Raw genomic sequence first — 22,679 nt, 5'->3', positions numbered from 1 at the left:
CGCCTGCCACCGTCGCACATCCCGCACGGGCCTGCGCGTCACGCGGTCTTCGTCGCGCAGAGGATGCCCTGCACGGGGATGACGTCCGGCGGCGTGTCGGCGGGGTCGTTCGCGATCGCCTTGGTGACCTCGAACCCGCACTCCTCGAGCCAGCGCCGGTACGTCGACAGCTTCTGCGGTCCGCCCTGGCCCATCGTGCCGCCGAGGAAGAAGGCCGGGAAGAAGTCGACGTTGTAGTTGTCGCGGTCGGTGATGTCCTCGGGGTAGACCGGCACGAGCACGTTGACCTGGCCGCCGACGTCGAGCGCCTTGCTCACGCCCTCGAGGATCCGGACCACGTCGTCCTTGTCGAACATGTCCAGGAAGTGCTTGATCAGCACGACGTCGAACCCCTGGGGGACGCTGTCGAAGACGTCGCCGCCGATGAACGAGCAGTGCTCCTCGACGCCGTGCTCCCGGAAGTTGCGCAGGCACGCCTCTTCCTTCTCCGGCAGGTCGAACGTGGTCACCCGCAGCCCCGGCGAGGTCTTCATGCGGTACGTGTGGATCGCGCCGAGGCCGGTGTTCCCGGCGAGGTCGAGCACCCGCGCGCCGGCCGGGATGTCGATGTTGCCGAAGAACCACGGGTCGATGTTGGCGGTGACGGCGTCCATCACCGTCGAGAACGCGACGCGCAGGTCCTCGTGCTCGCCGACCGCGCCGTAGAGGGTGCCCTCGTAGCCGTACAGCTCCTTCAGCCCGACGAGCGTGCCGGTCCGCGCGCTGTCGGACAGGTAGAACACCTGCCGCAGCGCCAGGACCTTGATGAGGTTCATGTAGTTGCGCGCACGCCGCAGGTCGCCCTCCGCGACGCCCGCGAGCGCGTCGAGCCGGTAGGCGCCGGTGGTCTCGTCGCGGGCGACGAAACCCTCCTTCACCAACAGGTTCAGCAGCTGCTCGACCGCGTCCGGCTTGACGCCGGCGGCCGCGCCCAGCTCGGCCGCGGTCAGCCCCGGCCGCGTCCTGAGCTCGTCGACGATGCCGAGTTCGAAGCAGGACAACAGGTTCATGAACCGCGTTGGTCCCACCATGTACTCGCGAAAGCGGGCGAGGGTGGCTTCCGGTGTCGCGGTCATCGCACGGTTCCCTTCGATTCGGTCTGCTGGTGGAGCTTGCGGGACAGCTCGACGCGCCGGACCTTCATCGTCGCGGTGCGCGGCAGCTCGGCGAGCGGGATCTGGACCGGCTCGGCCAGCTGGGGGAAGTCGGTGACCGCCGCCCGCCAGCGCTCGCGGTCCAGCGGCTGGTCCCCGTCGGTGCAGATCACCGGGATCGGCTCGGCGTCCGGGCCGGGCACCACGACGAGCTCGCTCAGCTCGGCCAGCCTGCCCAGCACGACGTCCTCGATCTCGAGGCTGCTGCGCACGCCGGGGATCATGTCGACCTCGCGGTCGAGCAGGTGGACGCACCCGAGCTTCGTGCGGTAGCCGACGTCGCCGCTGCGCCACCAGCCGCGGTGCATGTTGGCGTCGAAGCGTTCCTGTTCGCCGAAGTAGCCCTTCGCGATGGCCTGCCACCGGATCTCGATGAACCCGGGGTTCTGCTCGGTCGGCCGCCTGCCGTCGCGGCTCACCACGCGGACCCGCGCGGAGCCGGGCAGGTGGAACCCGACGCAGCGGCCGTCGGCGCGGTGGGCGGACCAGCGGAAGTACGGCCTGCCGACGGTCGGGCCGACCTCGCTCTGCCCGTAGATCTGGAAGAACATCGGCAGCCGCCGGGTGGACGCCCGCAGCAGCCTGCTGATCGTCCTGGGGTGGATCGCGTCGAACGTGCTGCTGAAGTACCGCACCGACGCGAACGGCCTGCGCTCGTCGCCCGCGACCTCCTCCCACTCCATGAACGCGCCAGGCAGCGCCTCGATGAAGCCGGGCCGGTGCGCGCCGAACAGGCTGGCGATGTGGTCGGCGCCGGAGTCCTTCGCGAGCACCACGGGCATCGACCGCAGCAGCACCAGCGCCATCGCCGCGTACAGCCGCGAGTGCACGAACGGCACGTTGATCGCGACCGTCTCCCGCTTGCGCATCAACGACAGCAGCAGCCACTGGGGGCGCAGCCGGATGCGCATCCGGCGCGGGGTGTGCACGACGAGCTTGGGCACCCCGGTGGTGCCCGAGGTGTGGGTGATCAGCGCGGCCTCGTCGACCGGGCGGAGCACCGGCCGCACCCGGGGCGCGCCCGCGAGGTCGGCGAGCGACACCACCCCCGGCCTGCTCCCGGTCCCGATGATCACCTGCCGGGTGCGGCCCGCGACCGGCACGTCGGCCAGCGCGTCGAGCTTCTGCCCGTCGGTGACGAGGTGCGGCTGGTCGAGCCGGGTCAGCAGGATGCCGACGGTCGGCGCGTCCAGCAGGGGCGACAGCATCACCGGGACCGCGCCGATGCGGGCGATCGCGGTGGCGAGCAGCCAGACGTCGAAGTTGGCGGCCTTGTACACCGCGACGCGCTCGCCTTCCCGGACGCCGGCCGCCGCCAGCCGGGCCGCGAGGTCGTCGACGTGCTCGGCGAGCTCGCCCACGGTCATGCGCCGTCCCGCCTCGGGGAGGACGTCCAGGTCGTGGTCGAGCGTGAGCGGCGTCGATGCGTCCCTGGCCGCGGCCGTCTCCGGCACGAGGCCGAGCTGGAGTCCGTGCTTGCGCATCGAACTGTAGATCAGGAAGCCCTTCATCCGTATCAAACCCTTCCGCTGCTGCGTGCCCCCACCGTGCGCGCGGGGACTTGGCCGCGACTGTGCGACGGCTTGGCGCGCGGTTGGTGGCCACGCCAACCCGGCGCCAAGTCACCGGCAAGCGCGACCGGCCACGGTGCTGGGTGGAGCTGAGGAAGGGGAGATGCCACGCATGTCAACGTTGTGCAAACCGGCGACGAGCGTGCCGGAACACGTGATCACCATGGAAGAGACGCTGGAGTTCGCGGCACGGATGCACTCCGGCAAACCGCAGCTGCCGCTGGCGCTGCGGCTGATCCAGAACACGGGGGTGCGCAAACGGCACATCGTGCAGCCCATCGAGCAGACGCTCGAGCACCCCGGGTTCGAGCAGCGCAACCTCGTCTACGAGGCCGAGTCCAAGAAGCGCTGCCCCGGGGTCATCGACGACGCGCTGGCGAACGCCGGGCTGCGGGTCGGCGACATCGACGCGATCATCTACGTGTCGTGCACCGGGTTCATGATGCCGTCGCTGACCGCGTGGCTGATCAACCACATGGGCTTCCGGTCGGACACCCGCCAGATCCCCATCGCGCAGCTGGGCTGCGCGGCCGGTGGCGCGGCCATCAACCGCGCACACGACTTCTGCACGGCCTACCCGGACAGCAACGTCCTGATCGTGTCGTGCGAGCTGTGCTCGCTGTGCTACCAGCCGAGCGACGACGGCATCGGTTCGCTGCTGTCGGACGGGTTGTTCGGGGACGCCGTCGCGGCGGCCGTGGTGCGCGGGCGCGGCGGCAGCGGGATCGAGCTGGAGCGCAACGCCTCCTACCTCATCCCGCACACCGAGGACTGGATCTCCTACGCCGTGCGGGACACCGGCTTCCACTTCCAGCTGGACCGCCGGGTGCCGGGCACGATGGAGCCGCTCGCGCCGGTGCTGCGCGAGCTCGTCACCGACCACGGCTGGGACGTCGGCAACCTCGACTTCTACATCATCCACGCGGGCGGCCCGCGGATCCTCGACGACCTGAGCAAGTTCCTCGGCGTCGACCCGGGCATGTTCCGGCACAGCTGGTCGACCCTGACCGAGTACGGCAACATCGCGAGCGCCGTCGTCCTCGAGGCGCTGCGCAGGCTGTTCGACGAGGACTCGCCGATGCCCGGCGCCAACGGCGTGATCGCGGGGTTCGGCCCCGGCATCACCGCCGAGATGGCCGTGGGCAGCAGGACGGTGGAGCTGCCGAGGATGGCGTCGGACCCGGAGGAGGCCGCGTCCTACCGCGAACGGGACTACGCGAGGACGACGAGGAGGCGGATCGCATGAGCGGCGTGGTCGTCCCGCCCGGCCAGGGCAGGAAACTCGTCACCAAGGCGCAGGAGGTGACCTTCAAGGTCACCGGCGCGGACGGCGCGTTCGCGTCGTGCTTCGAGGTGGTGGTGCCGCCCGGGTTCGACGTCGGTGCGCACACCCACCACGCGTCGCAGGAGTTCTTCTACGTCCTCGAGGGCGAGCTGGAGCTGTTCGCGTTCGAACCGGTCGAGCGCACCGGGGACCGTTGGCAGGACTGGAAGTCCGCCACCGGCGAGCGCCCGCTCCGCGCGGGCCCCGGCAGCTGCATGTTCGTGCCCGCGGGCTGTCCGCACGCGTTCACGAACCCGACGGGCGAGCCGACGCGGATGCTGTTCCAGAGCGCCCCGCCACCCGACCACGAGCGGTACTTCGAGGAGATCTGCGAGATCTTCTCGTCCGGCCGGACCGTGGACTCCGACGCGGTGCAGCGGCTGCGCGACCGGTACGGCCTGACGCAGCTCACGCCGCTGCGCTACGGCCCCGCTCCCGAGGAAGACGGCAGGAGGTGAGCACGGTGGAGACGATTCCCCTGGTGCGCGCCAGTCTCGGCGCGCAGGAGCTGGCCGCCGTCGCGGAGGTGTTCCGCTCCGGCTGGCCCGCCGGGCAGGGCCCGTACGGGCACGCGCTGGAGGACGAGCTGGCGGAGCGGTACGGGGTCGGTGACGCGGTCGCGGTGAGCAACTGCGGTGCCGCGCTCCACCTCGCCCTGCTCGCGCTCGGCGTCGAACCGGGCGACGAGGTGATCGTCGCCGACTACACGTTCCCGGCGCCCGCGCACGCGGTGCGCTACGTCGGTGCCACGCCGGTGTTCGCCGACGTGCGGCCCGACACCGGCACCGTGGACCCCCAGGCGGTCGAGGCCCTGATCGGGCCGCGCACCGTCGGGGTGATCGCGGTGGACACGGTCGGCCTGCCCGCGGACTACGCGGAGCTGTCCGCGATCACCGAGCGGTACGGGCTGTTCCTCGTCGAGGACGCCGCGTGCGCGGTCGGCGCCACCTACCGCGGCATGCAGGCGGGGTCGCTCGCGCCGGTGGCGTGCGTGTCGTTCCACGGCCGCAAGGGCGTCACGAGCGGTGAGGGCGGTGCGCTGCTCACCGTCGACCCGGCGCTGGCCGAGGACGCGCGGCTGCGGTCGTCGTTCGGCATCCAGAGCATCTTCGACCAGGCCCAGGTGATCGGCCTGCCGATCTCGGAGTTCACCGACGTCGGCTACAACTACAAGCTGTCCGACATCGCGGCCGCGATCCTGCGGGTGCAACTGGGCCGCGTCGACGAGCTGCTGGCGCGCAGGAACGCGTTCGCCGCCTACTACGCCGAGCTGCTCGCCGACGAGGAGCTCGTCACGACACCGCACGTGCCGTCGGACCGCACCCACTCGTGGCAGTCGTACCTCGTGAAGCTGGACCCGCGCGTCGACCGCGCCGCGGTGGCCGCCGAGCTGCGGTCCCAGGGCATCGGGTGCGGGCACGGCACGTGGGCGTGCCACCTGCAGCCGGTGTACGGCACGGCGCGGCCGTGCCCGGTCTCGGCCGAGCTGTTCCGCCGCCAGTTCGGCATCCCCATGCACGCCGAGCTCACGATGGACCAGGTCGAGCGGGTGGCGGACGCACTGCGGGCCGCCGTCCACGCCCACGCGCGGATCGAACAGAAGGGAAGCGTGCTGTGAACGACCCCGTGAAGGTCAGCGTCATCTACTACTCGGCGACCGGGACCCTCACCGAGCTCGCGCGCACGATGGCCGACGAGGCGGAGAAGGCGGGCGCCGAGGTGCGGCTGCGCCGGGTCGCCGAGCTCGCGCCGGACAGCGTGGTCGACGGCAACCCGGCGTGGCGCGCGAACGTCGAGGACACGAAGGACATCGCCGTGGCCACCCCGGACGACGTGGTGTGGGCCGACGCGGTGATCTTCGGCAGTCCCACCCGGTACGGCAACGTGTCCGCGCAGCTGAAGATGTTCATCGACGGGCTCGGCGCGTGCTGGCAGCGGGGCCTGTTGCAGGACAAGGTGTACAGCGGCTTCGCCGCCAGCTCCACGCCGCACGGCGGTCAGGAGTCCACGCTTCTCGCGCTGTACAACAGCATCCACCACATCGGCGGCGTCGTCGTGGCGCCCGGCTACACGGATCCGACCAAGTTCGCGGACGGCAACCCGTACGGCACGAGCCACGTCAGCGCGCAGGGGAAGCTCCCCGTCGACGACACGGCCCGCACGGCGGCCGCGGTGCAGGCCAAGCGGGTGGTCAGGATGGCGAGCGCACTGCGCGACGGCCTGGCCCGCCTCTGACGGCGACCGCGGCCCGGGCGGCGGGCCCGCGCACACCCGCCCCCGACCGGGTCCTGGACGGCACGGCCTACCCCTCCTCGGCGCCCCGCTCCGCGCGGGGCGCCGAGCCTGTGTGCGGGGTGGTGTCGAGGTAGCGGACCTCGTAGACGCGTTCCGCGAACCGCCAGCCGTCGTCGGTGCGGCGGTAGCGGTCGTGGTACAGCGAGTGGTTCAGCTGTGCCTTGCCGTCCTTCATGCGGCCCAGCTCCGAGACGTAGGCGCGGCCGGTCGCGGTGTCGCCGTCGAGCCGGATCACGCCGCGGTGGGTGTTCTGCACGAAGTACTCCCACAGCCCCTGCAGCCGCTCGACGCCGGCGCGGATGTCCGCCCGGCCGGTGAACTCCTCGTCGATGTGGGGCATCCGCCACGCACCGTCCACTGTGAACAACCCGGCGAAGCGGTCGAAGTCGTGCGTCATCACCGCGTCGGTGAACTCACCGCGCAGCGTCTCGATCGCGAAGCGGTCGGCGAACTCCCGCTCACTCATGGTTCCCTCCCTGTCGTCGGATGACACGAGCGCCCGCCACGGGTCTGCCGGATCCGTGGCGGGCGCTCGTGCGAACGGTGGTGGACCGGCCGTCAGGCCGAGCCCGCGGGCCAGGCGACCGCGTCGTCGGGGCCGCCGAGGTCGTCGACGTCGTCCGCGGTGCCGGAGTCCAGGATCGAGCGCTGCAGCCGCTGGACCGGGAGCGACGGCTCGATGCCCAGCTCGCGCACGAGCGTCTTGCGCAGCACCTGGAACACCTCGAGCGCGCGCCACTTCATGCCGCACACCGCCAGCGCGGTCATGTACTGCGAGCAGAGCTTCTCGTGCATCGGGAAGCGCGCGGTCAGCTCGGCCAGCTCCTCGAGCAGCTGGTGGTGGCGGTGCAGCCGGAGGTCCGCGTCGATGCGGGACTCCAGCACGCTCAGCCTGCTCTGCTCGAGCCGGGTGACCTCCACCCCGAGCTGGAAGCCCTTCGGCAGGTCGATCAGCGCCGGACCGCGCCACTGCGCCAGCGCGGCGCCGAGGAGCCGGGACGCGGCCTCGTAGTTGCCCTCGGCCAGCTCGTGCTCGCCCTCGGCGGCCGTCTCGCGGTAGCGGTGCACGTCGACCAGCGGGCCCGGGATGTCCAACGTGTACCCGCCGGGCCGGGTGACGAGCACGTCCCGGGGATCGCCGGTGAACGCCGCGTCGTCGGTGAGGCTTTTGCGGAGCTTCAGGATGTAGGTCTGGATCGTCCCCACCGCCGTGCGCGGGACGTCCCGGCCCCACACCTCCTCGATCATGGCGCTGGTGGTGACCAGCTCGCCGGGGTGCAGGGCGAGCAGGGCGAGGACCTGTCGCGGTTTGCCCGCGGTGGGGGCGAACGAGTGGCCGTCGAGGCTGGCCTCCATCGGGCCGAGGAGGCGGATGTCCATGGCGATCTCTCGCTCGTCACCCGGTAAGGCGATGCCGGTGATTTCTGCCGTGGTCATGGGTTCTCCTTGCTTCGGTGTCAGGAGTTCTGCCGTGCTGCCATCGGCCGCTTCGCCGCGGGCGCGGGCTCGTCGCGGTCGGTCCGCACGAACAGGAACACCGCGATCCCCGCCACGACCCCCAGGCTCGCCGCCACCACGAAGGTCACGTCGAGTGCGTGTGCGAACGCCCGGCGCACCAGCTCCGACATGTCGGCGCCCCGGTCGATCACCGTGCCGGCCTGGCCGCCGCTGAGCGGGCCGGCCAGGCCCTCGCCCGCCTCGTTCGCGAGGCCGGTGCGGAAGACCGCGCCGAGCACCGCGACGCCGAACGCGTAGCCGAGCTGGCGGAACGTGTTGACGGCGCCCGCCGCCATGCCCGCCCGCTCGGGCGGCACCGCGGCCATCGCCGTCGAGGACACCGGGGCGAGCACCAGACCCGCGCCGACACCGACGATGAACAGGCCGGGCAGCTCGACCGCCCAGCTCGAATCGGGCCTGATCACGCCCTGGGCGAGCGCGCCGGCCCCGACGGTCAGCATGCCGACGCCGATCAGCACGCGGGGCGAGGTCGTGTGCAGCACCCGGCCGACCGCGATGGACACGCCGAACGCCGCGAGGCTGCAGGGCAGCAGCACCAGGCCGGCCTGGATCGCGCTCAGGTCGAGCACGGACTGCAGCCACAGCGACTGGTAGGCCATGGCGGCCCAGGCGGCGGCCGGCAGCAGCGCCACCGCGACGAGCAGCGTGGTGAAGGTGGCGTTGCGCAGCAGCGACAGGTCCAGCATGGGTTCGCGCTGGACGCGTTCCGCGACGACGAACGCGATCAGGGCGACGGCGGCGACGGCCAGCAACCCGAGCGTCGTGCCCGACCCCCAGTCGCCCCGGATCAGCGCGTAGGTCAGCGCCCCGGCGGCGACCGTGAAGGTCACCATGCCCGCGACGTCGACGCGGCGGGGGCTCGGGTCACGGGACTCGCGCACCACCAGCAGCGTGAGGACGACCGCGCCGACGGCGATCGGCAGGTTCACGAGGAAGATCCACCGCCAGCCGAAGTGCGTGGTGAGCAGCCCGCCCGCGAGCGGTCCCGCGGCGGACGCGCCGCCGTTGACCGCGGCCCAGACACCGAAGGCCACCCCCCGGTCCTTGCCGGAGTACGTGTTGCTGATCAGGGCCATGGTGGTGGCGAACATCGCCGCCGCCCCCAGCCCCTGGACACCACGTGCCGCGATCAGCACGCCCACGCTGCCGGACAGGCCGCAGACCAGCGACGCGGCCGCGAAGATGCCGAGACCCCCCAGGTAGACGGCTCGTCGCCCGACCCGGTCCGCGATCGAACCGGCGGTCAGCACCAGCGCGGCCAGCACGAGTGCGTAGAGACTGAGCACCCACTGCAGGTCCGGTAGCGAGGTGTCGAGACTGCTGGCCATGTCGGGCAGTGCCACGGTCACGATCGTCACGTCGACCAGCAATATGAAGGTGCCGGCGCAGACGGCGACGAGCGGCAGCCACTTGCGCATCGTCCTGGTCCTTTCCTTCGCCGATGTGTGTTCCCCTACTCATGTCGACACGGCGGAGCGGCCTGGTGTGACAGCTCAGTCGAGGAAGCCGAGGTCGAGCCGCCGGATCCGCTCGGGGTCGGCCATCGTGTCGATCTCGACGATCCGGCCGTCGGAGACGGTGAACCCGAGGATGGAGACCACCTGCCCGTCGACGATCACGACCGCGCCCGCGGCGCCGTTGACCAGCGCGGGCCGCACCTGGGAGGCGGGCCGGTCGAACATGACCGCCCTGCCCGCGACGACCGCGGCGCCCCGGACCTCCACGGACGCGTCCGGCACGCCGGTGTCGGACCGCAGCACGACGTCGGGGTCGAGGACCGTGACGAGCGCGTCGAGGTCACCGCGCCGCGCCGCCCCGAAGAACGCGTCGACCACCTCGCGCTGGCGGTCGAGGTCCGGGTCCGGGGTCGGCACGTCGGCGCCGCGCACCCGGCGCCGCGCCCGGCTCGCGAGCTGCCGGGCGGTGGCGGGTGCGCGGCCCACAAGTGGGCCGATCTCGTCGAACGACAGGTCGAACATGTCGTGCATGACGAACGCCAGCCGTTCCGCGGGCTTCAGCGTGTCGAGCACGACCTGCAGCGCGAGGCCGACCGAGTCCGCCAGCAGCGCCTCGTCCTCGGGTGTCGGACCGTCCGGGGCGCTGACGATGGGGTCGGGCACGTGCACCCCGAGCGGTTGTTCACGCCGGGAGCTGCGCGAGCGCAGCACGTTCAGGCACACCCGCACGACGATCGTGTTCAGCCAGGCGTCGACGTTGCGCACCTGGCTGTTGTCCGCCTGGCTGAAGCGCAGCCACGCCTCCTGGACGGCGTCGTCTGCCTCGGCGAGGGAACCGAGCATCCGGTAAGCCACGGCCCGGAGGCGGGGCCGGTTCTCCTCGAAACGATCCACCAGCCCGTCGGGCTCGCTCATCGGTCACATTCCTCCGCCGCCGCGTGTCATACAGGTGACACTGATCCGCTCGACGTGACAAGGAGAGATCATGGCAGCCCCGATCGCCGCCGGCCGCTTCCCGCGGCAGCGGCACGCCGCGCCCGCTGAAGTTCCGCATGTCGTTCTCCTGGTCGAGACACAGAAACTCCCGCGATTTCCCCGGCGGTCCACCGCTAAACCTGGTTAGCGGTTTTCTTTTCCAACGCACACGGCATTCTGTCCAATTCGGACCAGTCGCGATACCGGCCGTCCCGGGCCGCTCGGCTTGACAGTCAAACCAGTGGGTGGTTAGTTCTTGAAATGCCCACCTGGGGGCAAAGGTGGCTGTTCTGGGGCTGTTTGTTCGTCGTTTTTGTTCGCCGGTTTGATCCGGCGCTGCCTTTTGGGTGGCGTCGTCGTCGAGACTCGTCCCGTCGTCGCTTCGGAAGAAACAACGATATGACCAACGCAGAACTCGTCGCGACCGCGCGTCGCACGCCGCCCGACGCCGCCGGGCGGCCCAACGCCGATCACGCCATGGTCGAGTTCCGGGCGCTGGGCCCGGTGGAGGCAGTGGTCGCGGGCAGGCTGGTGGATCCGGGCACCCCCAAGCAACGCGCGTTGCTCGCGTTGCTGCTGAGCCGGGTCGGCAGGCCGGTGTCGGTCGACGTCATGCTGGAGGAGCTGTGGGCGGGGAACCCACCGCCGTCGGCGACGACCTCGCTCCAGGCCTACGTCGCGAACCTGCGCCGGGTGCTGGAACCGGAACGGCAGCCGCGCACACCCGCCCGGGTGCTGCGCACCGTGGGCCGCGGCTACCTGCTGGAGAGCGACGTCGTCGAGGTCGACGTCACGCGGTTCGACGAGTGCGCGAAGGCCGGGTGGCAGGCGTGGGACCGCGGTGACGCCCAGCGCGCGCTGGCCGAGTTCGAGGCGGGGCTGGCGTTGTGGCGCGGGCAGGCCTATGCCGACGTCGCCGACGCGCCGTACGTGGAGCCGGAGGTGGCGCGGCTCGAGGAGTTGCGATTATCGGTCGCCGAACGGCGGTGCGCGGCGTTGCTCGCGGTGGGCGCCCACGAGGTCGCGGTGGCCGAATTGGAGGCTTTTGTCCAGGCACACCCGTTACGCGAATACTGCTGCGAGTTGCTGAGCCGGGCGCTGTACCGCGCGGGCAGGCAGGCGGACGCGCTGGCGGTGCTGCGCACGAACAAGAAGCGACTCGCCGAAGAATTGGGCATAGCGCCCAAACCGGCATTGCAATGTCTCGAACAGGAAATCCTGAACCAGGCGCCGGGCCTCGACCGGCAGCCCGCGCCGCCCACCGCGACCACCACGCCACCGGCGACCACGCCGCCCGCGGTCGCGCACCAGGCGCCCGCACCCGTGCCGGCGCCGCGGCGGCCCGCCGACGACGAGGTCCTCGTCGGCCGCGAGACACCGTTGCGGCAACTGGGTGAGGCGCTGGCGGCGGCGGCAGGCGGGCGCGGCCAGGTGGTGGCGGTGTCGGGGGAGCCGGGCATCGGCAAGACCAGCCTGCTGCGCCGGTTCGCGAGCACCGCACCGGTGCCGGTGGTGTGGGGCACGTGCCCGGAACACGTCGCGGCGCCGCCGTTGTGGCCGTGGGAACAGGTGCTGCGCGCGGTCGGCCACCACTGCCCGGACACCGCCGTGCCCGGCCCGGTCGCGCGATTATCGGCAGGCGACACCCGCCTCCTGGGGGACGACGACGCGACGCTGCGGGATTTCGAGGCGGTGGTCCAGTACCTGACCGACGCGTCGCGCGGCACGCCGCTCGTGGTGGTGCTGGACCACCTGCACCGCGCCGACCAGACGTCGCTGCGGCTGCTGGCCCACCTGGCCGGGTCGGTGTCGGCGGGACGGCTGCTGGTGGTCGCGTCCTACCGCTCCGGTGAGGCGGCGACGGTCGCCGAGACGTCGGCCGCGCTCGCGCGGGCAGGCATGACCCGGATCGAGCTGACCGGACTGAGCATCCCGGAGACGCGGGCGCTGGCGGCGGGCATCCTGGGCCGCGAGGTCAGCGACGCCACCGCGGCGGGGCTGCGCGCCCGCACCGAGGGCAACCCGTTCTTCCTGCGCGAGCTGGTCAAACACGTCGCGGGACGGCAGCACCTGGACCACCCGGAGACCACCCCCGTCCCGGCCCCGGTCCGCGACGTCGTGCTCGAGCTCGTCGCCCAGCTGCCCGAGGCCGCGACCGAGGTGCTCGCGGTGGCCGCCGTCGCGGGCCGCTACTTCGCGATCGACGTGGTCGCCGAAGCCGCCTCGGTCGAGATCGAGAAGGCGCTGGACGTGCTGGACACCGCGGTGGAGGCCGGCCTGGTGAAGGAGGACCAGCGCAGGCTCGGCTGGTTCCGCTTCACCCACGCGCTGACCGCGGAGGCGCTCCGCGAGACCACCGGCCGCCTGCGCCGGGTCCGGCTGCACCGCAAGATCGGCGCGGCGGCGATGCGGGCGTGGCGCAGGAACGCCGAGCGGATGACCCACATCGCGACCACCAGCCCGGCGGTGCCCCGGCCCCCGGCGGGCACGGCACCGCCCGCGGCCCCCACCACCCCGTAGCCGCACCGGGTGCCGCCGACCGCGCGGCGGCACCCGGTCGAGGTGCGCTCATGCCGGCTGGATGCCGGCCACCAGGTTGAACGAACCGGTGAGCAGGTTGAGCGAGACCAGGCCGACGACGTCGGCGACGGCCCGGTCGGTCCACCCGTGGCCGCGGAGCTCCGCCACGTCGTCGGCGGTGATCGTGGCCGGTTCGGCCAGGACACGCACCGCGAACGTGAGCAGCGCCGCCTCCCGGGGATCGGTCGCGGTCGCCTCGCGGGCCAGCGCGATGTCGGTGTCGGAGAGCCCCGCGGCCCGCGCGGCGGCGGTGTGCGCCGCCATGCAGGTGCCGCAGCCGATCCAGCCCTGGGCCGCGAGGGAGACCTTCTCGCTGAGCTGCCGGGGCAGCTTCACCCGCTGCACCGCGCGGGACAGGTCGAGGTAGCCCTGCAGGAGCGCGGGGGAGTGGGCCATGGTGGCGACCATGTCCCCGGCCGAGCCGTGCCTGCCGATGATCCCCTCGAGCAGCTCCCGCGACTTCTCCGGCGCCTGGTCCGGGGTGAGCGGTGCGATGGCGCGCATCGTCCGTCCTCCTCACGCGGCCGTCGCGGCAGCGGCGGCCCGGTCGCGGGCCCGTCGTCCGCGCAGCGTCACGCCCGCCAGCAGCGCGCCCGCGACGGCGATGGCGGCGGCGCCTGCGAACGCCGCGGACAGGCCGTCGGTCAGCGGCGCGGTGTCGCCGGTCCGGCCCGCGCCGAACGCGCCGGCCACGGCGGTCATCGCCGCGAGGCCGAGTGCGGAGCCGACCTGGTAGCTGGTGTTGACGATGCCGGACGCCAGCCCGCCCTCCTCGGGCCGCGCGCTCGAGATCGCGGTGCCCAGCGACGGGATGAACGCGAGCGCCATCCCGGCGGCGGTGACGAGCGACGCGGGGAGCACGTCGATCCAGAACGTGCCCGCCGGGCGGACGAACGACAGCCACCCCAGGCCGGTCGCCAGCACCACGAGCCCGGCGACGACCATCGCCTTGGCGCCGAACCGGGCGGCGAGCCGCGGCGCGACCACGATCATGATCAGCATGATGACCGTGGTCATCGGCAGCAGCGCGGAGCCGCTCGCGAACGCCCCGAGGCCGAGCACCTGCTGCAGGTAGAGGTTCAGGAAGAACCACATGGGGATCCAGGCCGCGCCCAGCAGCAGCTGCGCGAGGTTCGCGGCGGCCAGGTCCGGGGTGCGGAAGATGCCGAGCCGCACCAGCGGGTCGCGGCGCCTGGCCTGCAGTGCCACGAACGCGCCCAGCAGCACGACCGCGACGACCAGGCCGGTGACGGTGGTCGCCGAGCCCCAGCCGGCCTCGGGCGCCCGCACGATCGCGAACACGGCCGCGGCGAGGCCCGCGGTCACCGTCAGCGCGCCGAGCAGGTCGACCGAACCGCGGCGCACCGCGCCCGCGGGCATCAGCGCCGGCACGGCGGCGAGCACGACCAGCGCGATCGGGACGTTGACGTAGAAGACCCAGGGCCAGCTGACGTACTCGGTGATGACGCCGCCGAGGAACACGCCCGCCGTGCCGCCCGCCGGTGCCGCCGCGCCGTAGAGGGCCAGCGCCTTCGCCAGTTCCCTCGGCGTGCCACCGAACAGCACCATCAACAGGGTCAGTGCCGACGGCGCGATCAGCGCGGCGCCGGCGCCCTGCACGGCCCGTCCGGTCAGCTCGACCCAGGCCGTGCCCGCGGCACCCGCGACGACGGAACCCGCCAGCAGCACCGCCCAGCCCGCCGCGAAGACGCGCTTGGCGCCCAGGAGGTCCGACAGCCTGCCGCCGAGCAGCAGCAGCCCGCCGAACGCGATGACGTAGGCGTTGAAGACCCAGGACAGGTTCTCCTGGGAGAAGCCGAGCTCGGCCTGGATGCGCGGCAGCGCGACGCCGATGATCGACGTGTCCATGATGACCACGAACTGGGCGGTCGCGATCAGTGCGAGCGCCCACCACCTGCGTGAATCGGGGGTTCCCATGACTACTCCATACCGGTAGGGGGTATCCGTGGGACGGGACAGTACGTGGCTGTCCGTGATTCGCCAAGGGATCCGGTGGTGACGTGCGTCTCCCGCTCACGGGTTGACGGATATACCCCCCATGGGTATATGTTCTGGGTGTCGACGGGATACCCGCCAGGGGTATCCCGGGGGTGAGGAGAAGGACATGCGGGGATACACCAGCGGCAAGGACGGCTACCTGACGCGGCTGCGCCGGGTCGAGGGGCAGATCCGCGGTCTGCAGCGGATGGTCGAGAACGACGAGTACTGCATCGACGTCCTCACGCAGATCTCCGCCGCCACCAAGGCGCTGCAGGCGGTGTCCCTCGGCCTGCTCGACGAGCACCTCAAGCACTGCGTGGCGGAGGCGGTCGCCGAGGGCGGCGAGACCGCGGACGCCAAGGTCCGTGAGGCGAGCGACGCGATCGCCCGCCTGGTCCGTTCCTGAACCACCGAAAGGAAATCCGTGATGATCGAGAACACCTACACCGTGACCGGCATGACCTGCGACCACTGCGTGCGGTCGGTGACCGAGGAGGTCAGCGCGCTCGACGGGGTGACCGGCGTTTCGGTGGACCTGTCCACCGGGCGCGTGACGGTCGCCAGTGACGAGGAAGTCGGCGTGGCCGAGGTGCGCGCCGCCGTCGAAGAGGCCGGATACCAGCTCACCGCGTAGCGCGGGAGCCCAGTACACACGGAACGGACAAGGATCTGTCATGAACACTGCGGGAAAGCTCTCCGCCTACGGTGTGGCGCTCGCCCTGGTCGCCGGTGGCGCCTGGGCGATCGGCTCCGCTGTCGGTCCCCTGGACGAGAAGAACGCGGCGCCCGCCAAGGACGCCGGCCACGGGGACGCTCACAGCGGCACTGTCGCGGAGACCGGGCAGGCCGCGTCGTCGGCACTGCCCGCCGGGCTGGCGTCGTCGCGGGGCGGGTACACGTTCACGCCCGCCGCCACCACCCTGGCGAAGGGCCCGAACACCTTCTCCTTCCGGGTCACGGGCCCGGACGGCAAGCCGGTCACCCGGTTCGACGTCGAGCACGAGAAGCGGATGCACCTGATCGTGGTGCGCCGGGACACGGCCGGCTTCCAGCACGTGCACCCGACGATGGCGGCGGACGGCACGTGGTCGGTGCCGCTGACGCTCGACGACCCGGGCAGCTACCGCGCCTTCGCCGACTTCGCGCCGACCGGCGGCGAGGCGACCACGCTCGGCGTCGACCTGGCCGTGCCCGGCGACTTCCGGCCTGCGGAGCACGCCGCGTCCCGGGTGTCCACGGTGGACGGTTATCAGGTGACGCTCGACGGTGACCTCACGCCCGGCAGGACCGCCGAGCTGACGCTGACCGTCAGCAAGGACGGCAAGCCCGTCACCGACCTGCAGCCCTACCTCGGCGCCTACGGCCACCTGGTGGCGTTGCGCGTCGGCGACCTCGCCTACCTGCACGTCCACCCGGACGGCGAACCCGGCGACGGCAGGACCGAACCCGGTCCGACCGTCACGTTCTACGCGGAGGTCCCCTCGGCCGGCGCGTACCGGCTGTTCCTGGACTTCCAGCACGGCGACACGGTCCGCACGGCCGAGTTCACGCTCGCCACCGACGGGCACGCGCTGCCGCGGCCCGCCCCGGCGCCCGCCGGGAGCGGCGGGCACGCCGACGAGCACGCCGGCGATGACGCCGACGGCCACGGCCACAACTGATCTCGCGAAGGAGGGCACACCCATGACCGCGGAAGCACCACAGCGGACCCGCGAGATCGAACTGGCCATCGGCGGCATGACCTGCGCGTCGTGCGCGAACCGGATCGAGCGCAAGCTCAACAAGCTCGACGGCGTCACCGCGACGGTCAACTACGCCACCGAGAAGGCGAAGGTCGTCTTCCCCGACGACGTCGACACCACCGCGCTCGTCGCGCAGGTCGAGGCGGCCGGCTACACGGCCGAGCTGCCCCGGCCGCCGCGCGGGGAGACCGCCGAGGAGTCCGAAGAGGACCCCACGCGTCCCCTGCGGCAGCGGCTGATCGGCTCCGCGCTGCTGTCGGTGCCGGTGATCGCGCTGGCGATGATCCCGGCGATCCAGTTCGAGTACTGGCAGTGGATCTCGCTGACGCTGGCCGCGCCGGTGATCGTGTGGGCGGCGTGGCCGTTCCACCGGGCGGCGTGGCAGAACCTGCGGCACGGCGCCGCGACCATGGACACGCTCATCTCGATGGGCACCCTGGCCGCGTTCGCGTGGACGGTCTACGCGCTGCTGTGGGGCACCGCCGGGATCCCGGGAATGAAGCACCCGTTCGAGTTCACCATCGAGCGGATGGCCGGCGACGGCAACATCTACCTCGAGGTCGCGGCCGGCGTCACCACGTTCATCCTCGCGGGCCGGTACTTCGAGGCGCGCGCCAAGCGCCGCGCGGGTTCCGCGTTGCGGGCGCTGCTCGAACTGGGCGCCAAGGACGTGACGGTCCTGCGTGACGGCAGGGAGGAGCGCGTCGCGATCGAGACCCTGGTCGTCGGCGACCGGTTCGTCGTCCGGCCCGGCGAGAAGATCGCCACGGACGGTGTGGTCGAGGACGGCAGCTCCGCGGTCGACGCGAGCATGCTCACCGGCGAGTCCGTCCCCGTCGAGGTCGGGCCCGGCGACACCGTCGTCGGCGCCACGGTCAACGCGGGCGGCAGGCTCGTGGTGCGGGCCACCCGCGTCGGGTCGGACACCCAGCTCGCGCAGATGGCGCGGCTGGTGGCGGACGCGCAGACCGGCAAGGCGCAGGTCCAGCGGCTCGCCGACCGCATCTCCGGGGTGTTCGTCCCGATCGTCATCGCCCTGGCGCTCGGCACCCTGGCGTTCTGGCTCGGCGCGGGCGGCACCCCGGCGGCCGCGTTCACCGCGGCGGTGGCGGTGCTGATCATCGCCTGCCCGTGCGCCCTGGGCCTGGCCACGCCGACCGCGCTGCTCGTCGGCACCGGCCGGGGCGCCCAGCTCGGCATCCTGATCAAGGGGCCGGAGGTGCTGGAGTCCACGCGTCGCGTCGACACGGTGGTGCTGGACAAGACCGGCACCGTCACCGAGGGCCGGATGTCCCTGGTCGACGTGCACGTGACCGACGATGTCGACGACGCCGAGGTGCTGCGGCTGGCGGGTGCGCTGGAGAAGGCGTCGGAGCACCCCATCGCCGCCGCCATCGCCCGTGCCGCCGAGGACAAGGTCGGCGAGCTGCCGGCGGTCGAGGGCTTCACCAACGTGGCAGGCCTCGGCGTGCAGGGGGTGGTCGACGGGCACGCGGTCGTCGTGGGACGCACGGCGCTGCTCGAGGACTGGGCGCTGCACCTGTCCCCGGCGCTGGCCGCCGCGAAGGCCGAGGCGGAACGGCAGGGCAGGACGGCCGTGGTCGTCGGCTGGGACGGGCAGGCACGTGGCGTGCTGGTCGTCGCGGACACCGTCAAGCCGACCTCGGCCGAGGCGATCGCGGGCCTGCGGCAGCTCGGGCTGACGCCGGTGCTGCTGACCGGCGACAACGAGGCCGCGGCACGCGCGGTCGCGGCGGAGGTCGGTATCGACGAGGTGATCGCCGAGGTCCTGCCCACGGACAAGGCCGACGTGGTCACGCGGCTGCGGTCGGAGGGCAAGGTCGTCGCCATGGTCGGCGACGGGGTCAACGACGCCGCCGCCCTCGCCACGGCCGACCTCGGCCTGGCCATGGGCACCGGCACGGACGTCGCGATCGAGGCGAGCGACCTGACCCTGGTCCGCGGCGACCTGCGCGCAGCGGTCGACGCGATCCGGTTGTCCCGCCGCACCCTCGCCACGATCAAGGGCAACCTGTTCTGGGCGTTCGGCTACAACGTGGCGGCACTGCCGCTGGCCGCGGCGGGCCTGCTCAACCCGATGATCGCCGGCGCCGCGATGGCGTTCAGCTCGGTGTTCGTCGTGGGCAACAGCCTGCGCCTGCGCGGCTTCCGCAGTTCGGTCAGCTGACCCCGCATCCCTTCGCGGCCCCAGCCGGATCCACCGGCTGGGGCCGCGGTGGTCGCGCCGCCGCACCCGCGCAGGTGGACCGCGCTCGTCCTGCTGTGCCTGGCGCAGCTGATGCTGATCGTGGACATCACGGTCGTGCAGGTGGCGCTGCCCAGCATCGGCGAGGAACTCGGGCGGGGACGGGAGGCGCTGACGTGGGTGTCACCGCCTACACGCTGGTGTTCGGCGGGCTGATGGTGTTCGGCGGCAGGCTCGCCGACGCGTTCGGCGCCCGCCGGGTGCTGCTGGCGGGGCTGGCGCTGTTCACCGTCGCGTCGCTGGTGTGCGGGCTCGCCGCGAGCGGTGGGCTGCTGATCGCGGCCCGGGCGGCGCAGGGCGCCGGTGCGGCGCTGATGTCCCCGGCCGCGCTGTCGATCATCACGACCACGTTCCACGGCGCCGAGCGCAACCGGGCGCTGGGGGTGTGGGCGGCGATCGGGGGTACCGGCGCCGCGGTCGGTGTGCTCGTCTCCGGCCTGCTGACCGCGGGGCCGGGCTGGGAGTGGGTGTTCTTCGTGAACGTGCCCGTCGGTGTCCTGGTCGCGGCCGCCGTGCCGGGTCGCGTCCCCGCTGACCGGGTGGGGGAGCGGCAGCGGGTCGACGTCCCGGGCGCGCTGCTGGTCACGCTCGCCACCGGGCTGCTCATCCACGGCCTGGTCAACGCCGGTGACGGCGGCTGGGGCGGGGTGGGCACGCTGGTGCCGGCCGCCGCCGCGGTGGCCGGGTACGTGGTGTTCGTCGTGGTCGAGTCACGTGTCCGCGTGCCACTGATGCGACCGAGCACGCTGGCGCGGCGGCCGGTGGTGTCCGGCGCGTTCCTGATGGTGGTCGCGACCGGGCTGCTGCTCGGGCTGTTCTTCCTGACCTCGCTGTACTTCCAGCACGTGCGCGGGTTCAGCCCGCTGAAGACCGGGCTGATCTTCCTGCCCGTCGCGATCGCCATCACCGTCGGCGCGCAGGTGGCCGCGCACCTGATCAGCAGGGTCGGCGGCCGTCCCATCGCGACCGCGAGCCTCCTGCTCACCGCCGTCGGCGCGCTCCTGCTCAGCGGGATCTCCCCGGACGGCAACGTCTACACCGAGGTGCTGCCGGGCTTCCTGCTCGCCGCGCTCGGCATCGGGCCCGCGTTCGTCACCGCGACCACCACGACGCTGGCGAACGTCCCGCACGGCGAGGCGGGCGTGGCGTCCGGTGTGGTCAACACCTGCCACGAGCTCGGCGGCAGCATCGGCGTCGCCGTGGTGTCCACGGTGGCCGCCGCCGGCCTGGCGTCCACATCGGACGTCGACGGGTTCGCGGGCGCGTACCTGGTGTGCGGGATCGCCGCCGCGGTGGCCGCGCTCGTCGCCGTCGTCCTCGTGCCGGCGGGCAGGCCCCGCGCGGTGACGGGCCACGGACACTGACCGCCGCCCGGCCGCGACAATGTGCGGTGGACAGCAGTGCCGAGGGAAGGGACCACCGTGTCCGACGTGCAGCACCGCCGCCGCGCGGACGCCGAGCGCAACATCGCGACCATCATCGACGTGGCGAGCGGCCTGTTCGGCCGGGGCCAGTCACCGTCGATGGCCGAGGTCGCGGCCGCCGCGGGCGTGCGCAGGGCCACCCTGTACGGGCACTTCCCGTCCCGCGAGGAACTGGTCGACGCCGTCATCGCGCACGCGATCACCCACACCGACGAGACCCTGACCGCCCTGGACCTCGACCGCGACCCGGCCGACGTGGCGCTGGAGCGGCTCGTGCGCACGTCGTGGCCGATCCTGGACCGGTTCCGGCGCCTGCGCACGGCCGCGCTGGCGGAGCTGGGCGCCGAACGCCTGCGCCGCCACCACGACCGCACGCTGCACCACGTCAACCAGCTGATCCGCCGCGGCCAGGACGACGGCCTGTTCCGCACGGACCTGCCCCTCCACTGGCTGGTGACCACCTTCTACGCGGTCCTGCACGCCGCCGCCGACGAGGCCGACGCAGGCCGGGTCGCCCCGTCGGACGCCCCGGACCTGCTCGCCACGACCGTGCTGGCGCTGATGACCCGGCAGCCCGGTCACCCACCGGAGGAGCCGTGAGGCCCCGCGGTGCGTCAGGCCGGTGCCGGCTTGCCGCGGTTGACGGGGAACCGCGCGCCGCTCAGCCCCGGCGGTGACGGTTCGGGGGTGATCGTCGCCGGTGGGAAGGGGGCGGTCACGGTCGTGCTGAACGTGTCGGTGGCCGGGTTCGACATCGAGAAGTACGGCGTGAACGTCTGGCCGGCCGCCGCGGTGCCGATGTAGTCGCCGACGAAGAAGCCGCGTGCGTTCGGCGCCTGGCGCATGTCGAAGGACGTCGGCGTCACGCGTTCCTCGCTCCACGTCGCGCCGCCGTCGGCGGAGCGCAGCACCCACACGTCGGTGTCGAGCGACGTGCTCGCCGTCGTGTCGTTGCGGAAGTCGTAGTGGGTGACGGCGATGTTGCCCGCGTCGTCCACCTCGATGGCGGGGGTGAACGCCTGGGTCGCGGCGACCGCGTTGATCCGGACCGCCTGCGACCAGGTGCGGCCGCCGTCCGCCGACTTCGAGAACGCGATCTGGTCCCGTTGGAAGCCGTTCCACCGCGCGTCCTGCCAGACCGCGTACACCTCGTCGTGGCCGGGCCGCTCGTCGGTCGCGATCGACGGGATGATGTCGCCGGTGCGCACGTCGGCGCCGTCGCGCGGGTCGCGCACCCCGACGGTGCCGAGCCGGTCCACCACGATCTCCCCGCTCCACGTCGCGCCGTCGTCGGCCGAGCGCAGCACCGAGATCGTGCCGCCCTGCCTGCCCGTGGCGTTGTCGTTGCGGAACACGGTCATGATGTTGACGAGGTCACCCTGGCCGGTGACCGAGATCTGGTTGCCGATCGTCTGGTCGTTCTGCCCGGGGTCGAAGATGTTCCGCGCCGGCTCCCACGTCGCGCCACCGTCGGTGGTGCGCGTGAAGTAGGTCGGCCCGCGGAACGCAGCGGCGGTCAGGAACGACACCCCGCCCGCCCGCTCGTTGGGGAAGACGAGCCGGTCCCACACCGCGTAGACGTTGTCCGCGTCGTGCGGGTCGGCGGTCATCGAGTTCTTGTCGTTGAACACGTGCGGGTTGGTGTCCTTGATGAGCTCCTTCGGCGGGCCCCACGTGGCGCCGCCGTCGGTGGACTCGCTGACGAGCATCGCGTTGTCCAGGTTGCGGGTGTCGTTGAACGACAGGCTCATCTGGTAGGCGTGCCCGTCCGCGCCGAAGGTGACCCACGGGTCGGTCGCGCGCTCGTAGTCGCCGGCACTGCCCGCGGCGGCACCCGCGCAGCGCGAGAACAGCGGCAGCGCACCGACCCCCAGCTGGGTCCACGAGGCGCCACCGTCACGCGAGACGCTCGTCCCGAGCCCGTTCGCACCGCCGGTCGAGATGCGGTCCTGCTGGTAGACACCGATCAGCCGCCGCGCGTCGAGCGGGTCCACGTCGATCCACGGCTCCACCTCGGTGTTCCGGAACGTCGTGCCGCTCTGCGGAGCCCCGTTGCAGCCGACGGGGAAGGCACTGGCACCGCTGGCCTGACTCAACGGCCCGACGACGGCCACAGCGGGCTGAACGCTCACCGCCACCACGAGCACACCGACAGCGGTCACGGTCAATGCTGGATGTCGGGACATGCGAAACCACCTTCCTGTGCCCCGTTGAGACTGTCGGCCCCCGGAAGCCCGACGTTGCGCCCGCGGCGGGTGGTAACCACTCGACCACGCGCGTGGCGACAGCGGTCTCGGCGCGGTCCGTGCGTTCCAGACTTTCCAGACTTCCCC

At 72.4% G+C, this 22,679-nt stretch carries 21 protein-coding genes; 12 read left to right on the top strand and 9 right to left on the bottom strand.

Annotation, left to right across the window (positions count from 1 at the left end; genetic code table 11):
* Positions 1-38: 38 nt before the first annotated feature.
* Complete coding sequence (locus tag ACYQ77_RS41155; protein WP_459722352.1) at positions 39-1,115, bottom strand: methyltransferase; 1,077 nt, start codon at positions 1,113-1,115, stop codon at positions 39-41.
* Complete coding sequence (locus ACYQ77_RS41150) at positions 1,112-2,704, bottom strand: class I adenylate-forming enzyme family protein (protein WP_459722350.1); 1,593 nt, start codon at positions 2,702-2,704, stop codon at positions 1,112-1,114. The genes ACYQ77_RS41155 and ACYQ77_RS41150 overlap by 4 nt, the downstream gene beginning before the upstream one ends.
* A gap of 163 nt (positions 2,705-2,867) precedes the next feature.
* On the opposite strand from ACYQ77_RS41150, the gene ACYQ77_RS41145 reads away from it, so the two are divergent.
* From ACYQ77_RS41145 to wrbA, 4 genes are read left to right on the top strand one after another with little or no spacing between them, the layout of a single operon-like run.
* Positions 2,868-4,010: a type III polyketide synthase gene (locus ACYQ77_RS41145; RefSeq protein WP_459722348.1), complete on the top strand. Its 1,143-nt coding sequence runs from the start codon at positions 2,868-2,870 to the stop codon at positions 4,008-4,010.
* The gene (locus ACYQ77_RS41140) at positions 4,007-4,546 is read left to right on the top strand and encodes a cupin domain-containing protein (protein WP_459722346.1); all 540 of its coding nucleotides are present in this window, start codon (positions 4,007-4,009) and stop codon (positions 4,544-4,546) included. Before ACYQ77_RS41145 ends, ACYQ77_RS41140 begins: the two co-directional genes overlap by 4 nt.
* Positions 4,543-5,706: a DegT/DnrJ/EryC1/StrS family aminotransferase gene (locus ACYQ77_RS41135; RefSeq protein ID WP_459722344.1), complete on the top strand. Its 1,164-nt coding sequence runs from the start codon at positions 4,543-4,545 to the stop codon at positions 5,704-5,706. Before ACYQ77_RS41140 ends, ACYQ77_RS41135 begins: the two co-directional genes overlap by 4 nt.
* Positions 5,703-6,323 carry an NAD(P)H:quinone oxidoreductase gene (wrbA, locus tag ACYQ77_RS41130; protein WP_459722341.1) on the top strand — a complete coding sequence of 207 codons (621 nt, stop codon included), beginning with the start codon at positions 5,703-5,705 and terminating at the stop codon, positions 6,321-6,323. The genes ACYQ77_RS41135 and wrbA overlap by 4 nt, the downstream gene beginning before the upstream one ends.
* Before the next feature lie 67 nt (positions 6,324-6,390).
* Here the strand turns inward: wrbA and ACYQ77_RS41125 are convergent, their stop codons facing one another.
* From ACYQ77_RS41125 to ACYQ77_RS41110, 4 genes are all read right to left on the bottom strand, one after another.
* The gene (locus tag ACYQ77_RS41125) at positions 6,391-6,849 is read right to left on the bottom strand and encodes a nuclear transport factor 2 family protein (protein WP_459722338.1); all 459 of its coding nucleotides are present in this window, start codon (positions 6,847-6,849) and stop codon (positions 6,391-6,393) included.
* A gap of 92 nt (positions 6,850-6,941) precedes the next feature.
* Positions 6,942-7,820: an AfsR/SARP family transcriptional regulator gene (locus ACYQ77_RS41120; RefSeq protein ID WP_459722336.1), complete on the bottom strand. Its 879-nt coding sequence runs from the start codon at positions 7,818-7,820 to the stop codon at positions 6,942-6,944.
* Between the two features lie 20 nt (positions 7,821-7,840).
* A complete protein-coding gene (locus ACYQ77_RS41115) occupies positions 7,841-9,319 on the bottom strand; it encodes an MFS transporter (protein WP_459722333.1) in 1,479 nt (492 codons plus the stop codon).
* A gap of 75 nt (positions 9,320-9,394) precedes the next feature.
* On the bottom strand, positions 9,395-10,273 hold the full coding sequence (locus ACYQ77_RS41110; protein ID WP_459722332.1) for a sigma-70 family RNA polymerase sigma factor: 879 nt from the start codon (positions 10,271-10,273) through the stop codon (positions 9,395-9,397).
* Between the two features lie 459 nt (positions 10,274-10,732).
* Here ACYQ77_RS41110 and ACYQ77_RS41105 point away from each other — a divergent pair, with 459 nt between their 5' ends.
* Complete coding sequence (locus ACYQ77_RS41105; RefSeq protein WP_459722330.1) at positions 10,733-12,853, top strand: BTAD domain-containing putative transcriptional regulator; 2,121 nt, start codon at positions 10,733-10,735, stop codon at positions 12,851-12,853.
* Positions 12,854-12,901: 48 nt separating this feature from the next.
* Here ACYQ77_RS41105 and ACYQ77_RS41100 read toward each other — a convergent pair whose 3' ends face one another.
* Complete coding sequence (locus ACYQ77_RS41100) at positions 12,902-13,417, bottom strand: carboxymuconolactone decarboxylase family protein (protein WP_459722327.1); 516 nt, start codon at positions 13,415-13,417, stop codon at positions 12,902-12,904.
* Positions 13,418-13,429: 12 nt separating this feature from the next.
* Complete coding sequence (locus ACYQ77_RS41095; RefSeq protein ID WP_459722324.1) at positions 13,430-14,851, bottom strand: MFS transporter; 1,422 nt, start codon at positions 14,849-14,851, stop codon at positions 13,430-13,432.
* A gap of 187 nt (positions 14,852-15,038) precedes the next feature.
* On the opposite strand from ACYQ77_RS41095, the gene ACYQ77_RS41090 reads away from it, so the two are divergent.
* From ACYQ77_RS41090 to ACYQ77_RS41060, 7 genes are read left to right on the top strand one after another with little or no spacing between them, the layout of a single operon-like run.
* Complete coding sequence (locus ACYQ77_RS41090) at positions 15,039-15,320, top strand: metal-sensitive transcriptional regulator (RefSeq protein WP_459722322.1); 282 nt, start codon at positions 15,039-15,041, stop codon at positions 15,318-15,320.
* Between the two features lie 21 nt (positions 15,321-15,341).
* Positions 15,342-15,548, top strand: coding sequence for a heavy-metal-associated domain-containing protein (locus tag ACYQ77_RS41085; RefSeq protein WP_459722319.1), 207 nt, complete (start codon positions 15,342-15,344; stop codon positions 15,546-15,548).
* 40 nt (positions 15,549-15,588) lie between these two features.
* On the top strand, positions 15,589-16,575 hold the full coding sequence (locus ACYQ77_RS41080) for a hypothetical protein (protein WP_459722316.1): 987 nt from the start codon (positions 15,589-15,591) through the stop codon (positions 16,573-16,575).
* Between the two features lie 22 nt (positions 16,576-16,597).
* Entirely contained in the window at positions 16,598-18,844 is a 2,247-nt protein-coding gene (locus ACYQ77_RS41075) for a heavy metal translocating P-type ATPase (RefSeq protein ID WP_459722313.1), read from the top strand.
* 48 nt (positions 18,845-18,892) lie between these two features.
* Complete coding sequence (locus ACYQ77_RS41070; RefSeq protein WP_459722310.1) at positions 18,893-19,078, top strand: hypothetical protein; 186 nt, start codon at positions 18,893-18,895, stop codon at positions 19,076-19,078.
* The gene (locus ACYQ77_RS41065; RefSeq protein ID WP_459722309.1) at positions 19,039-20,286 is read left to right on the top strand and encodes an MFS transporter; all 1,248 of its coding nucleotides are present in this window, start codon (positions 19,039-19,041) and stop codon (positions 20,284-20,286) included. The genes ACYQ77_RS41070 and ACYQ77_RS41065 overlap by 40 nt, the downstream gene beginning before the upstream one ends.
* Positions 20,287-20,343: 57 nt before the next feature.
* Entirely contained in the window at positions 20,344-20,946 is a 603-nt protein-coding gene (locus ACYQ77_RS41060; protein WP_459722306.1) for a TetR/AcrR family transcriptional regulator, read from the top strand.
* Between the two features lie 14 nt (positions 20,947-20,960).
* Here ACYQ77_RS41060 and ACYQ77_RS41055 read toward each other — a convergent pair whose 3' ends face one another.
* Positions 20,961-22,508 carry a sialidase family protein gene (locus ACYQ77_RS41055; RefSeq protein ID WP_459722304.1) on the bottom strand — a complete coding sequence of 516 codons (1,548 nt, stop codon included), beginning with the start codon at positions 22,506-22,508 and terminating at the stop codon, positions 20,961-20,963.
* Positions 22,509-22,679 lie beyond the last annotated feature (171 nt).

Source organism: Actinophytocola sp. KF-1, assembly GCF_054661535.1.
Note: the sequence above shows the minus strand (reverse complement) of the source record. Positions and strands in the feature narration are given on the sequence as shown.

Excerpts from the sequence above, each read along its gene's own strand:
- ACYQ77_RS41155 (WP_459722352.1), bottom strand. The coding sequence starts at position 1,115 with ATGACCGCGACACCGGAAGCCACCCTCGCCCGCTTTCGCGAGTACATG.
- ACYQ77_RS41150 (WP_459722350.1), bottom strand. The coding sequence starts at position 2,704 with ATGAAGGGCTTCCTGATCTACAGTTCGATGCGCAAGCACGGACTCCAG.
- ACYQ77_RS41145 (WP_459722348.1), top strand. The coding sequence starts at position 2,868 with ATGCCACGCATGTCAACGTTGTGCAAACCGGCGACGAGCGTGCCGGAA.
- ACYQ77_RS41140 (WP_459722346.1), top strand. The coding sequence starts at position 4,007 with ATGAGCGGCGTGGTCGTCCCGCCCGGCCAGGGCAGGAAACTCGTCACC.
- ACYQ77_RS41125 (WP_459722338.1), bottom strand. The coding sequence starts at position 6,849 with ATGAGTGAGCGGGAGTTCGCCGACCGCTTCGCGATCGAGACGCTGCGC.
- ACYQ77_RS41120 (WP_459722336.1), bottom strand. The coding sequence starts at position 7,820 with ATGACCACGGCAGAAATCACCGGCATCGCCTTACCGGGTGACGAGCGA.
- ACYQ77_RS41115 (WP_459722333.1), bottom strand. The coding sequence starts at position 9,319 with ATGCGCAAGTGGCTGCCGCTCGTCGCCGTCTGCGCCGGCACCTTCATA.
- ACYQ77_RS41110 (WP_459722332.1), bottom strand. The coding sequence starts at position 10,273 with ATGAGCGAGCCCGACGGGCTGGTGGATCGTTTCGAGGAGAACCGGCCC.
- ACYQ77_RS41105 (WP_459722330.1), top strand. The coding sequence starts at position 10,733 with ATGACCAACGCAGAACTCGTCGCGACCGCGCGTCGCACGCCGCCCGAC.
- ACYQ77_RS41100 (WP_459722327.1), bottom strand. The coding sequence starts at position 13,417 with ATGCGCGCCATCGCACCGCTCACCCCGGACCAGGCGCCGGAGAAGTCG.
- ACYQ77_RS41095 (WP_459722324.1), bottom strand. The coding sequence starts at position 14,851 with ATGGGAACCCCCGATTCACGCAGGTGGTGGGCGCTCGCACTGATCGCG.
- ACYQ77_RS41090 (WP_459722322.1), top strand. The coding sequence starts at position 15,039 with ATGCGGGGATACACCAGCGGCAAGGACGGCTACCTGACGCGGCTGCGC.
- ACYQ77_RS41085 (WP_459722319.1), top strand. The coding sequence starts at position 15,342 with ATGATCGAGAACACCTACACCGTGACCGGCATGACCTGCGACCACTGC.
- ACYQ77_RS41080 (WP_459722316.1), top strand. The coding sequence starts at position 15,589 with ATGAACACTGCGGGAAAGCTCTCCGCCTACGGTGTGGCGCTCGCCCTG.
- ACYQ77_RS41075 (WP_459722313.1), top strand. The coding sequence starts at position 16,598 with ATGACCGCGGAAGCACCACAGCGGACCCGCGAGATCGAACTGGCCATC.